Annotated in this window: 9 protein-coding genes and 1 riboswitch; of the genes, 4 read left to right on the forward strand and 5 right to left on the reverse strand. The window is 72.0% G+C overall.

Annotation, left to right across the window (positions count from 1 at the left end; all coding sequences use genetic code 11):
* Positions 1–8 precede the first annotated feature (8 nt).
* From ACZ60Q_RS29760 to ribD, 4 genes are read right to left on the reverse strand one after another with little or no spacing between them, the layout of a single operon-like run.
* A complete protein-coding gene (locus ACZ60Q_RS29760; protein ID WP_469640656.1) occupies positions 9–1,307 on the reverse strand; it encodes a bifunctional 3,4-dihydroxy-2-butanone-4-phosphate synthase/GTP cyclohydrolase II in 1,299 nt (432 codons plus the stop codon).
* Positions 1,304–1,948: a nicotinamide mononucleotide transporter family protein gene (locus ACZ60Q_RS29765; RefSeq protein WP_469640658.1), complete on the reverse strand. Its 645-nt coding sequence runs from the start codon at positions 1,946–1,948 to the stop codon at positions 1,304–1,306. The genes ACZ60Q_RS29760 and ACZ60Q_RS29765 overlap by 4 nt, the downstream gene beginning before the upstream one ends.
* Positions 1,945–2,553 carry a riboflavin synthase gene (locus ACZ60Q_RS29770; RefSeq protein ID WP_469640660.1) on the reverse strand — a complete coding sequence of 203 codons (609 nt, stop codon included), beginning with the start codon at positions 2,551–2,553 and terminating at the stop codon, positions 1,945–1,947. The genes ACZ60Q_RS29765 and ACZ60Q_RS29770 overlap by 4 nt, the downstream gene beginning before the upstream one ends.
* On the reverse strand, positions 2,554–3,654 hold the full coding sequence (gene ribD, locus ACZ60Q_RS29775; RefSeq protein WP_469640662.1) for a bifunctional diaminohydroxyphosphoribosylaminopyrimidine deaminase/5-amino-6-(5-phosphoribosylamino)uracil reductase RibD: 1,101 nt from the start codon (positions 3,652–3,654) through the stop codon (positions 2,554–2,556).
* 174 nt (positions 3,655–3,828) lie between these two features.
* A riboswitch (FMN riboswitch) is annotated at positions 3,829–3,959 on the reverse strand.
* A gap of 318 nt (positions 3,960–4,277) precedes the next feature.
* On the opposite strand from ribD, the gene ACZ60Q_RS29780 reads away from it, so the two are divergent.
* Entirely contained in the window at positions 4,278–6,626 is a 2,349-nt protein-coding gene (locus ACZ60Q_RS29780) for a chitinase C-terminal domain-containing protein (RefSeq protein ID WP_469640663.1), read from the forward strand.
* Between the two features lie 199 nt (positions 6,627–6,825).
* Positions 6,826–7,572 (forward strand): SDR family oxidoreductase, encoded by a 747-nt coding sequence (locus ACZ60Q_RS29785; protein ID WP_469640665.1) that lies wholly within the window; start codon positions 6,826–6,828, stop codon positions 7,570–7,572.
* 44 nt (positions 7,573–7,616) lie between these two features.
* Here ACZ60Q_RS29785 and ACZ60Q_RS29790 read toward each other — a convergent pair whose 3' ends face one another.
* The gene (locus tag ACZ60Q_RS29790; RefSeq protein WP_469640667.1) at positions 7,617–8,807 is read right to left on the reverse strand and encodes an ROK family protein; all 1,191 of its coding nucleotides are present in this window, start codon (positions 8,805–8,807) and stop codon (positions 7,617–7,619) included.
* 158 nt (positions 8,808–8,965) lie between these two features.
* Here ACZ60Q_RS29790 and ACZ60Q_RS29795 point away from each other — a divergent pair, with 158 nt between their 5' ends.
* Positions 8,966–10,195, forward strand: a complete 1,230-nt coding sequence (locus ACZ60Q_RS29795; RefSeq protein WP_469640669.1) for an MFS transporter — start codon at positions 8,966–8,968, stop codon at positions 10,193–10,195.
* 249 nt (positions 10,196–10,444) lie between these two features.
* Positions 10,445–11,866 carry a uracil-xanthine permease family protein gene (locus ACZ60Q_RS29800; RefSeq protein WP_469640671.1) on the forward strand — a complete coding sequence of 474 codons (1,422 nt, stop codon included), beginning with the start codon at positions 10,445–10,447 and terminating at the stop codon, positions 11,864–11,866.
* Positions 11,867–12,158 lie beyond the last annotated feature (292 nt).

Raw genomic sequence — 12,158 nt, forward strand, 5'->3', positions numbered from 1 at the left:
GTCGTTCGTCACTGGTTGGCGCAGGCCGACGCGGGGGCGCCGTCCAGCCAGGGCAGGTCGTGGCCCATGCGGTCGCGCTTGGTGCGCAGGTAGCGCAGGTTGTGCTCGCCGGCCTGGACGGGCATGGGTTCCCGGCCGGTGACGGCGAGGCCGTGGCGGACGACGGCGGCGGTCTTGTCGGGGTTGTTCGTCATCAGCCGCAGGCTGCTCACGCCGAGGTCCGCGAGGATCCGGGCGCCCGCCGCGTAGTCACGGGCGTCGGCGGGCAGGCCGAGTTCCAGGTTGGCGTCGAGGGTGTCCACGCCGCGCTCCTGGAGTTCGTACGCGCGCAGCTTGGAGAGCAGGCCGATGCCGCGTCCCTCGTGGCCGCGCAGGTAGACGACGACGCCCCTGCCCTGCTCGGTGATGCGCCGCATGGAGGCGTGCAGCTGAGGGCCGCAGTCGCAGCGCTGGGACTGGAAGATGTCGCCGGTCAGGCACTCGGAGTGGATCCGGACGAGGACGTCCTCGCCGTCGCCGATGTCGCCGTGGACCAGGGCGACGTGTTCGACGCCGTCGACGCTGGAGCGGTAGCCGTACGCGGTGAAGTCGCCGAACGCGGTGGGCAGCCGGGTCTCGGCCTCGCGGCGGACGGTCGGCTCGTTGCCGCGGCGGTAGGCGATCAGGTCCTCGATGGAGATGATCGTCAGGCCGTGCTTGCGCGCGAAGGGGACCAGCTCGGGCAGCCGGAGCATGACGCCGTCCTCGCCGGCGATCTCGACGATGGCCCCGGCGGGGCGGAGCCCGGCGAGCCGGGCGAGGTCGATGGCGGCCTCGGTGTGGCCGTTACGGGCCAGGACGCCGCCGGAGCGGGCGCGCAGCGGGAAGATGTGGCCGGGGCGGACGAAGTCGTCGGGGCCCGCGACACCGCCGGCGAGCATCCGCAGGGTGGTGGCGCGGTCGGCGGCGGAGATGCCGGTGGTGACGCCGTGCGCGGCGGAGGCGTCGACGGAGACGGTGAACGCGGTCCGCATCGACTCGGTGTTGCGTTCGACCATCTGCGGGAGGTCGAGGCGTTCCAGTTCGTCGCTCTCCATGGGCGCGCAGATCAGACCGCGGCACTCGCTCATCATGAAGGCGACGATCGAAGGGGTGACCTTCTCGGCGGCGATGACGAGGTCGCCCTCGTTCTCGCGGTTCTCGTCGTCCACGACGACGACGGGCCGGCCCGCCGCGATATCGCGGACGGCCTGCTCGACCGGGTCCAGGGAGAGGTTCTCGGGGAACGGTTCGTTGCCGGGGTGCAGCCAGGTGGGCTGGGCAGTCATGCCGTGGCTCCTTCCAGAGCGGGTGTCCGCGTACGCAGCCACCAGTCGCGCATCCCCCACAGGACGAGGGCGCCGTAAATGATGTAGACGAAGCCGGAGAAGGCGAATCCGTTGGCGAAGTTCAGCGGGACGCCTACCAGGTCGACCAGCAGCCAGGCGAACCAGAACTCGACCATGCCGCGGGCCTGGGCGTACATCGCGACGACGGTGCCGACGAAGATGTACGCGTCCGGCCAGGGGTCCCAGGACAGCGACGGGAAGGCGGTGAACAGGCCGCCGACGGCGAGGGTGCCCAGCGCTGCCGCGCCGATCAGCACGCCGCGCTCGCGCCAGGTGGCGAAGCGGACGGCGATGGAGCCGTCCTGGGCCCGCTGCCTGCCGCGGTTCCAGGACCACCAGCCCCACAGGGCGACGACGATCACGACCAGCTGCTTGCCCGCGCTGCCGGAGAGGTGCGCGGAGGCGAAGGCGACGAGCAGGATCACGCCGGAGAGGAGCTGGGCGGGCCAGGTCCAGATGGAGCGCCGCCAGCCGAGGGCCAGGGCGATCAGACCGACGATGTTGCCGATCATGTCCGACCACTTGATGTGCTGGCCGAACACGGTGAAGGCCTCGGAGTTGAGCCAGTTCGCGAGGTTCATCGCGGGTCCGCTCCGGCCCGGTCGCCGAGCAGTCGCTCGACGTACTTGGCGAGGACGTCCACCTCCAGGTTGACCGGGTCACCGGGCTGCTTGCGGCCGAGCGTGGTCAGGGCGAGGGTGGTGGGGATGAGGCTGATGGTGAAGTGGTCGGCCGCCGCGTCCACGACGGTGAGGCTCACGCCGTCGACGGTGATGGAGCCCTTCTCCACGACGTACCGGGTCAGCTCGGGCGGCAGGGAGACCTTGACCAGCTCCCAGTGCTCGGAGGGGGTGCGCTCGACGATGGTGCCGGTGCCGTCCACATGGCCTTGGACGAGGTGTCCGCCGAGCCGTCCGCCGAGCGCCATCGGGCGCTCCAGGTTGACCCGGGAGCCGGTGGTGAGCGCGCCGAGGCTGGAGCGCAGAAGCGTCTCGGCCATCACGTCGGCGGTGAACTCGCCGTCGCCGGTGTCCACGACGGTGAGGCAGACACCGTTCACCGCGATGGAGTCGCCGTGTTTGGCGCCCTCGGTGACGACGGGGCCGCGCAGCCGGAAGCGGGAGGCGTCCGCCAGCTGCTCGACGGCGGTGACCTCACCCAGTTCTTCGATGATTCCGGTGAACACTCAGTTTCCCTTCCGAGCAGGGGCGGGGACGGCGGTGATGCGCAGGTCGGGGCCGATACGGGCGGTCTCGGTCACATCGAGGCGCAACGCCCGGGAGATCGTGGAGATTCCGGCGTCGGCGAGGGCCGCGGGGCCCGCGCCGAGCAGCACCGGGGCCAGATAGCCGATGACCTTGTCGACCGTCCCGGCGGCGACGAAGGCGCCGGCCAGGGTGGGCCCGCCTTCGAGGAGTACGGAGCGGACGCCCCGGGTGTGCAGGGCTCCGAGGAGGGCGTCGAGGTCCAGCCCGGGGCCGGTGGCGGAGCGGGGCAGGCGCAGGACGACGGCCTCCGGGAGGTGGCCGGCCGGGGCGCCCTCGGCGACGGCGACCAGGGTGGGCGCGGTGTCGTCCAGTACCCGGGCGCCGGGCTTCACCGCGGTGGCGTTCGTGTCGACGACGACCCGCAGCGGCTGGGTGACGCCGTCGATGCCGCGTACCGCCAGCTGGGGGTCGTCGGTGCGGGCGGTGCCGGAGCCGACGAGCACGGCGTCGGCCTCGGCGCGCAGCCGGTGGACGTCGGCGCGGGCCTCGGGCGAGGTGATCCAGCGGCTGGTGGCGTCGGCCGCGGCGATCCGGCCGTCGAGGGTGGCGGCGTACTTCCACAGGACGTACGGCCGCCCCCGGCGCACCGAGGTCAGCCAGGCGGCGTTGCCCGCCTCGGCCTCCTCCGTGAGGAGGCCCCGCTCGGCCCGGACCCCGGCGTGGCGCAGGGTGTCGCCGCCGCCCGCGGCCCCCGGGTTCGGATCGGCGACCGCGTACACGACACGGCTGATCCCGGCGGCCAGGAGTGCCTGGGAACAGGGGCCGGTGCGGCCGGTGTGGTCGCAGGGTTCGAGGGTGACGTAGGCGGTGGAGCCGCGGGCCCGCTCGCCGGCCGCGCGCAGGGCGTGGACCTCGGCGTGCGGCCCTCCGGCGCGCTGGTGGAAGCCTTCGCCGATGACGGCTCCGGCGGCGTCGGTGATCACGCATCCGACGACCGGATTGGGGCTGGTGGAGCCGAGACCGCGCGCCGCGAGCGTGATGGCTCGGCGCATGGCGGTGATGTCGGCTGCGGTGTCCACCCGGGTCCTCCTGCCTCTTCGGGCACGGACTCCGGGGCCTGTCGATGACGACAGATAGAGCGGATCACCAACGGAAACGCCGAAACCCGAGGACGGGAACGCCAGGAACGCACGGCGTCACGGGAGATTCCCCGGCCATGCGTCCGCCGACGGCGGCGTACCGATGACAACCCGCCGCGCACTGCCTCCCATCCGGACTTTAACCGTCGGTCCAGGAATCTCACCTGGTCAACCGCCCGCTGGCTGCGGACGGGTCGCGGACTATAACCGCCGGTTCGGAATTGCACCGACCCCGGAGTGCGCTGCTACTGGTACGCAATCAGTCTGCCACGGACGCCTCACAGCCATGCGGGTGAACACTGTGGTCTGGGTCACAGGAGACCTGGCGCGTTTCCGTTGGCGAGAAGTCGACAACGTAGTCATCGGCAAGTCGCCGGGGAGCTATCGGGAAAGTTGACGCCTAAAGGTCCAGACCTATTGACGCACTGGTCTAGTCCTCTTAATCTCTGCGTCACCTCCGAGGTTCGGTCCGGCGGTGTGCGCACACCGGGACCCCGACACGACCCACCCCACCCCTTTTTTGCCAGTTGTGTTCTGCCGACCTCCCCAGGAGGAACGACCACATGCTGTCCCCCACCCGAGCCAGAGCCACCCTGCTCGCCGCCGGCGCCGCCGTCGCCGGACTGCTGATGAGCTCACTCGCCGCAGGTCCGTCGGCCGCCGCCGACCAGACCTCCTGTCGTCCCGACGGGCTGTACCAGACCCCCGGCGTCGACGTTCCCTACTGCTCCGTCTACGACACCGACGGACGCGAACAGATGGGCGCCGACCACAAGCGCCGCGTGATCGGCTACTTCACCAACTGGCGTACCGGCAAGGACGGCAAGGACGCCTACCTGGTCCCGGACATCCCGTGGAACAAGGTCACGCACCTCAACTACGCCTTCGCGCACGTCGACGGCTCCAACAAGCTCTCGGTCGGCCCCGACAGCGGCAGCAACGCCTCCACCGGAATGACCTGGCCCGGTGTCGCGGGCGCGGAGATGGACCCGGCGCTCCCCTACAAGGGGCACTTCAACCTGCTGACGAAGTACAAGAAGCAGCACCCGAACGTGAAGACCCTGGTCTCCGTGGGCGGTTGGGCCGAGACGGGCGGCTACTTCGGCCCCGACGGCAAGCGCGTCGACTCGGGCGGCTTCTACTCAATGGCGACCAACGCCGACGGGTCGGTCAACCAGTCGGGGATCAACACCTTCGCCGACTCGGCCGTCGACTTCATCAAGAAGTACGGCTTCAACGGTGTCGACATCGACTACGAGTACGCGACCACCATGAAGGACGCGGGCAACCCGCTGGACCACACACTGTCCAACGGCCGCCGCGCCGGGCTGGTCAAGGGCTACGACGCCCTGATGAAGACGCTGCGCGAGAAGCTCGACCGCGCGGGCGCCGCCGACGGCAAGCACTACCTGCTGACCGTCGCGGCCCCCTCCTCCGGCTACCTGCTGCGGGGCATGGAGACGTACCAGATGCAGAAGTACCTGGACTACGTCAACATCATGTCCTACGACCTGCACGGCGCCTGGAACGAGTACGTCGGCCCGAACGCCTCCCTGTTCGACGACGGCAAGGACGCCGAACTGGCGCAGGCGAGCGTGTACTCCACCTCACAGTACGGCGGCACCGGCTACCTCAACACCGACTGGGCCTACCACTACTTCCGCGGCTCGATGCCGGCAGGCCGGATCAACATCGGCCTGCCGTACTACACCCGCGGCTTCAAGAACGTGCAGGGCGGCACCGACGGCCTGTGGGGCAAGGCGGCCACGACCGACTGCCCGGCGGGCGCGGGGCTGACCAAGTGCGGTGACGGCGCGGTCGGGATCGACAACCTCTGGCACGACAAGGACACGAGCGGCAAGGAATCGCCCGCCGGTTCCAACCCGATGTGGCACGCGAAGAACCTGGAGAAGGGCATCGTCGGCGACTACGTCACCGACTACGGCTTCCCCGCGACCACCCAGCTGACCGGCACCTATGTCCGCAAGTACGACTCCACGCTGGTCGCCCCGTGGCTGTGGAACGCCCAGAAGAAGGTGTTCCTCTCCACCGAGGACGAACAGTCGGTGAAGGCCAAGGCGGCCTACGTCGTGGACAAGGGCATCGGCGGCACGATGATCTGGGAGCTGGCGGGCGACTACCGGTGGAACGCGGCCAAGGGCCAGTACGAGACGGGCGACACGCTGACGACCGCGATGTACGACGCGTTCAAGTCGGCCACCCCGTACGGCGCGAAGCGCTCCACGATCGACCTGCCCACCCAGGCCGTGAACATCGACGTCTCCTTCGGGCAGTTCCCGCTGGGCGACTCCAACTACCCGATCAGCCCCAAGCTGAAGATCACCAACCGGACCCAGGCCACGCTGCCCGGCGGCACGGAGTTCCAGTTCGACTACTCCACCTCCGCCCCGGCCAACGCCAAGGACCAGTCCGGCTTCGGCACCACGATCATCCGCAGCGACCACACGGCGGCCAACAACATCGGCGGCCTCAAGGGCGACTACAACCGCGTCTCGCTGAAGCTCCCGGCCTGGCAGACGCTCGCCCCCGGCGCCTCGGTGGAGCTGGACTTCGTCTACTACCTGCCCACCTCCACCCCGTCGAACTGGACCGTGACCTTCGGCGGGAAGTCCTACTCCCTCGCCGGTGACCTGGCGCGCGGCACCACCGTGGTCGAGCCCGGCACCGGGACCAACCCGACGCCGACCCCGACCGGTCCGACGCCGACGCCGACCCCGACGCAGCCGGGCGGCAGCTGCTCGGCCGCGGCCTGGAACGCGGCCACCGAGTACGGCGGGGGCTCCACCGTCAGCCACGGCGGCCACCAGTGGAAGGCCTCGTGGTGGACGAAGGGCGAGACGCCCGGATCCGCCGGCCAGTGGGGCGCCTGGAAGGACCTCGGCGTCTGCTGAACCCTTCTCCGACCGCCCGGCGGTGAGCGGCTCCACCCCTCCGTTCGCCACCGGGCGACCGTCCCTCCCGTCCCGGCCCCGGCCCCGGCGTCCACCGCTCGGGCCGGGGCCGTTGCCGTGGCCGTTGCCGGGGCCGGGGCGTTGCCGGGGCCGGGGCGCTTTCCGGCAGGCCCGACCCCGGTTCTGGCAGGCTGGCACCATGACAACGATTCTGCTCACCGGCGCCACCGGAACCCTCGGCCGGCAGGTCGCTGAGCGGCTGCGCACCGCGGGGGCCGACGTCCGCGGTCTCAGCCGCCGCTCCCCCTCGTACGCCGTCGATCTGCGCGACGGCAAGGGTCTGGACGCGGCGGTCGAGGGGGCGGACGTGATCGTCCACTGCGCCACGACCCCGCGCGGCGGCGACGACCGTGCGGCGGGTTTCCTCATCGCCGCGGCGAAGCGGGCCGGGACGGCGCATCTGCTCTACATCTCGATCGTGGGCGTGGACCGGCTGCCGCTGGGCTACTACACGCTCAAGCGCCGGGTGGAGCGGATGATCGAGGACTCCGGGCTGGGCTCGACGATCCTGCGGACCACGCAGTTCCACGACCTGGTCCTGCGCGTCCTCTCCGGCGCGGCGAAGCTGCCCTTGCTGCCGGTGCCCTCCGGTGTCCGGGTCCAGCCGGTCGACAGCGGGAAGGTCGCCGACCGGCTGGCGGCCCTGGCGCTGGGCGGACCGGCCGGCCGGGTGCCCGACCTGGGCGGCCCCGAGGTCCGCGAGCTCACGGATCTGGCAGGGGCGTTCCTGCGGGCCACCGGACGCAAGCGGCGGGTGGTGCCGGTCCGGCTGGCCGGCAAGGCGTACGCGGGCTACCGGCGCGGCGACCACCTGGCCCCCGGGCACGCCACGGCAACCGTGACGTTCGAGGAGTTCCTCGACCGCCGTCACCGCCACCCGGCCTGAGCCGGGCCGATCCGCCGGCCGCGCGCGGATCTCGGGCCGGCCGGTCAGCCCTCCGGGGCGAACAGCGCGTCCTGCGCCGCGTCCCGGGCGGTGATCAGCGCACCGCGCAGCACGGCCCCGTCGCCCAGCGAACCGGCACGCACCTCGGTGCGCAGGGGTGACATCGTGGCAAGCCGCTCCTCGACCCGGGCGGCGAGCGCACCGCCGCCCGCATGGCCGACGGCCCCCGCGAGCAGGACGCAGCCGGGGTCGAGCACCGAGACGACGGCGGCGGCACCGAGGGCGAGGCGGTCCGCCAGCTCCTTCAGGAAGGGCTCGCCCGCCTCCCCCGCCCCCAGGGCGGTCCGCACCGCGTCCACGGCCGCCGCCTCCTCCCGGCCGTCGGTCACCGCGCCAGGGTCCACGAGGCCGTGCGCGACGGCGAGTTCGCACAGGGCGGCGGACCCGGCCAGCGAGTGGAAGCCGCCTTCGCAGTTGACCGCCGAGGGCAGCCCGCTCACTCCGGGGACGGGGAGGAAACCGATCTCCCCCGCGCCGCCGGACGCCCCCTGACGCAGCTTGCCGTCCAGCATGACAGCGGCCCCGATGCCCTGGCCGAGCCAGAGCAGGACGAAGGTCTCCCGGTCGCGGGCGGCGCCCGCCCGGTGTTCCGCGACGGCCGCGAGATTGGTCTCGTTCTCCACCAGGACGGTGGCGGGAAGCCGCCGCTGGAGCTCCCGGACCAGGCCCCGGTGCCAGGCCGGCAGGCCGGTGCTGTCGCGCAGTTCGCCAGTGACGGGGTCGATCAGCCCCGGCGCCCCGACGCCGACGCTGTGCAGGGGGACGGATCCGGCCGCGCGGGCGGTGCGCTCCAGAAGGGCGGCGGCCCGCTCGACAGCCGGTTCGGTGCCGGTGTCGCTGCCGATGGGCAGGGAGCCCTCGGCGAGCGTGGCCCCCAACAGGTCGGTGACGACCACGCTGACGCTTCCGAGCCGCACGTCGAGCGCCGCGAGGTGGGCCCGGTCGGCGACGATCCCGTACAGCCGGGCGTTGGGCCCGCGGCGGACGGCCCCGGACTCGCCCACGACCTGGATCAGCCCGGCCCCCTGAAGCCGTTCGACGAGATCGGCGACGGTCGGGCGGGAGAGCCCGGTCAATATCTTGAGCTGGGTGGCCGTCAGCGGGCCGTCCTGCTGGAGCAGCCGCAGGGCGAGCCGGTCGTTGATGGCCCGAGCCGTGCTGGGTGATGCGGGCATACCGGGATCCTTCCAGATCGCCGCCCCGCCGTTTCCCGGGGCCGCGAAGTAACGACTATTTATCAGGCAGGGTTCCTGATAGTTTACGGCCCGCATCGTCGCACGGGAGCGCCGGGACCACCGGCATCCGAGAATTCCCAGGGGAGGGACACGACGGCATGACGAACGACTCGACCGTCACGGTCTACAGCACGGAGCAGGTGAAGCGGGCGCGGATCGCCATCGCCGCGGTCTTCACCGTCCACGGGGCGGTGACCGGCAGTTTCGCGACCCGGGTGCCGTGGATCCAGGATCACGCCGGAGTGAGCGCGGGACAGCTCGGTCTGGCGCTGGCCTTCCCGGCGATCGGCGCGTCGATCGCGATGCCGCTCGCCGGCCGGATCAGCCACCGGTTCGGCGCGCGGACCGCCCTGCGGGGGCTGCTGGCGCTGTGGACGCTGGCGCTGATCCTGCCCGCGCTGGCGCCGAGCCTGGTCACGCTGTGCGCGGCGCTGTTCGTCTACGGGGCGACGGCCGGGATGTCCGATGTGGCGATGAACGCCCTGGGCATCGAGGTGGAGAACCGGCTCGACAAGTCGATCATGTCGGGGCTGCACGGCATGTGGAGCGTCGGCGCGCTGATCGGTTCGGCGGCGGGCACCGTCGCCGCGCACACCGCCACCGATGCCCGTCTGCATCACGCCATCGCCGCCCTGGCGCTCACGACCCTGGGGCTGATCGCCTGCCGGGGCGTCCTCGATCTCCAGAGCCGGCCGGACGAGGAGCCGCCGCCGCGTTTCACGCTGCCGCCGAAGTCGGCCCTGATCATCGGGGCGATCGGGTTCTGTGCGGTGTTCGCGGAGGGCGCGAGCCTGGACTGGTCGGCGGTCTACCTGCGGGACGTGCTGGACAGCTCGGACGGTCTCGCCGCGGCGTCCACCACGGCGTTCACCCTGACGATGGCCCTGGCCCGGATCGCCGGGGACCGGATCGTCGACCGGTTCGGCGCGGTGCGCACGGTGCGGACCGGCGGCCTCATGGCCACCGCGGGCGGGCTGCTGGTCGTGTTCTCCCCCTCCCCCGCGGCCGCGATGTGCGGCTTCGCGCTGCTGGGCCTCGGTGTGGCGGTAGTGGTCCCGCTGGCCTTCGCGGCGGCCGGGCGGAGCGGGCCGAACCCGAGTCAGGCCATCGCGGGCGTCGCCACCATCACCTACACCTCCAGCCTGATCGCCCCCTCCGCGATCGGTTCGCTGGCCGAGGCCACCTCGCTGGTGGTGTCGTTCGGCGTGGTGACGGTGCTGGCCTTCGGCCTGGTGCTGGGCGCCGGGGTGCTGCGGTCGGCCGACCGCAAGGTCACCGACCCGGCGGTCGGCGGCGGCGCGCCGACGAAGAGCGCCGCCGGGAGCTGACGGGGCGGTGCGGCGGCGGCGAGCGGGCGGTTCGACATCGGCGTACGGGGCGGCGCGGACGAGGCGCGGCGGCCCGGAACTCGATACGACAACGGCGTACGGGGCGGCATGGCGGGCGCGCGGCGGGTGACCTCCGCGCACCCGCCACCCGCCGCACCACTACCATGGCGCTGAACTTTTCCGCAGGTGAACACCGAACACCGGATCGCAGACCGGCCGGCACACCGAGCAGACCTTCAGGGAGCAACCATGAGCCTCGGCGTGCGCTGGACCTTGCACGGCGACGGGAAGACACCGGAGCCCGGGGCGGTGGTGCGCCCCGACGAGCGGCTCTCCTGGCCCCGTACGTTCGGACTCGGCGCACAGCACGTGGTGGCGATGTTCGGGGCGTCGTTCGTCGCTCCGGTCCTGATGGGCCTCGACCCGAACCTCGCGATCATGATGTCCGGCGTCGCGACCGCGATCTTCCTGCTGGCGACGAAGGGCCGGGTGCCCAGCTACCTGGGCTGCTCGCTCTCCTTCGTCGGCGTCGCGGCCACGATCCGGGCGAGCGGCGGAGATGTCGCCACCATCACGGGTGCGGTGTTCGTGGTCGCGGTGGCCCTGTTCGTGGTGGGCCTGGCGGTCCAGCGGTTCGGCGCGCGGATCATTCACGCGGCGATGCCGCCGGTGGTGACGGGTGCGGTCGTGATGCTGATCGGCTTCAACCTCGCGCCGGTGACCGCCGCCACGTACTGGCCGCAGGACCAGTGGACGGCGCTCGCGGTGATGCTGTTCACCGGGCTCGCCGTGGTCTGCCTGCGCGGCTTCCTCTCCCGGATCGCGATCTTCCTGGGCCTGGTCTTCGGGTACGTGCTGTCCTGGGTCCTGGACCTGGTGTTCGGCAAGATCCACTCGCCGCTGGGCGGTGGCGCCGCCACCGATCACTGGCGTCTGGACCTGTCCGCCGTCGGCGAGGCCGCCTGGATCGGGCTGCCGACCTTCCACGCGCCGAGCTTCGAGTGGTCCGCGATCCTGGTGGCGCTTCCCGTGGTGATCGCGCTGGTCGCGGAGAACGCCGGGCACGTGAAGGCCGTGGGCGAGATGACCGGCGACTCGCTGGACGACAAGCTCGGCACCGCCATCGCGGCGGACGGCGCGGCGTCGATGCTCTCCACCGCCGTGGGCGGGCCGCCCAACACCACGTACTCCGAGAACATCGGCGTGATGGCCGCGACCCGCGTCTACTCCACCGCGGCGTACTGGGCAGCGGCCTGCTTCGCGCTGCTCTTCGGCCTGTGCCCCAAGTTCGGCGCGGTCGTCGCGGCCATCCCGGGCGGGGTGCTCGGCGGAATCACCGTGATCCTGTACGGGATGATCGGCCTGCTCGGCGCGCAGATCTGGCTCAACGGCCGGGTGGACCTGCGTAACCCGCTCAACCTCGTCCCGGCCGCGGCGGGCATCATCATCGGCGTCGGCGGCGTCAGCCTGAAGATCACCGACAACTTCGTGCTGGGTGGCATCGCGCTCGGCACGATCGTCGTGATCACCGGCTACCACGTCCTGCGGGCCTTCGCCCCGGCTCATCTCAAGACGCAGGAACCGCTGCTGGACTCCGGTACCTCCACGTACGACGAGGGCTCGGGCGACGAGGGCTCGGGCGACACGGGTGCGGGGCCCCGGAAGGCCTGATCCGGGGGGGGGGGCGGCGCTCCGGGACCACGACCGCCGAGTCCCTTCTCCGGCACCGTCGTTCGCCCGTTCCGATCGGACTCCGGCCGGTCGGCGGCGCGGCGGACCTCTGGCCGGGGCGCTCCGCGCATGACGCAGATCGAGCGGTCCGCGGGGCACACGTCGGACAGGCCCGGTCCTGGCGGTGGTGGACACCTGCCGTTCGCCCGGCCGCTCGCCGCCGGACCCCGAAGGGGGGCGAGCGCGGGAGCGTGGGCCTGGCGGGGCGTTCTCCGCTCACCCCCTGCCGCTG

Source organism: Streptomyces sp. NPDC104313 (genome assembly GCF_055583985.1).

Excerpts from the sequence above, each read along its gene's own strand:
- ACZ60Q_RS29785 (WP_469640665.1), top strand. The coding sequence starts at position 6,826 with ATGACAACGATTCTGCTCACCGGCGCCACCGGAACCCTCGGCCGGCAG.
- ACZ60Q_RS29795 (WP_469640669.1), top strand. The coding sequence starts at position 8,966 with ATGACGAACGACTCGACCGTCACGGTCTACAGCACGGAGCAGGTGAAG.
- ACZ60Q_RS29790 (WP_469640667.1), bottom strand. The coding sequence starts at position 8,807 with ATGCCCGCATCACCCAGCACGGCTCGGGCCATCAACGACCGGCTCGCC.
- ACZ60Q_RS29800 (WP_469640671.1), top strand. The coding sequence starts at position 10,445 with ATGAGCCTCGGCGTGCGCTGGACCTTGCACGGCGACGGGAAGACACCG.
- ACZ60Q_RS29760 (WP_469640656.1), bottom strand. The coding sequence starts at position 1,307 with ATGACTGCCCAGCCCACCTGGCTGCACCCCGGCAACGAACCGTTCCCC.
- ACZ60Q_RS29780 (WP_469640663.1), top strand. The coding sequence starts at position 4,278 with ATGCTGTCCCCCACCCGAGCCAGAGCCACCCTGCTCGCCGCCGGCGCC.
- ACZ60Q_RS29765 (WP_469640658.1), bottom strand. The coding sequence starts at position 1,948 with ATGAACCTCGCGAACTGGCTCAACTCCGAGGCCTTCACCGTGTTCGGC.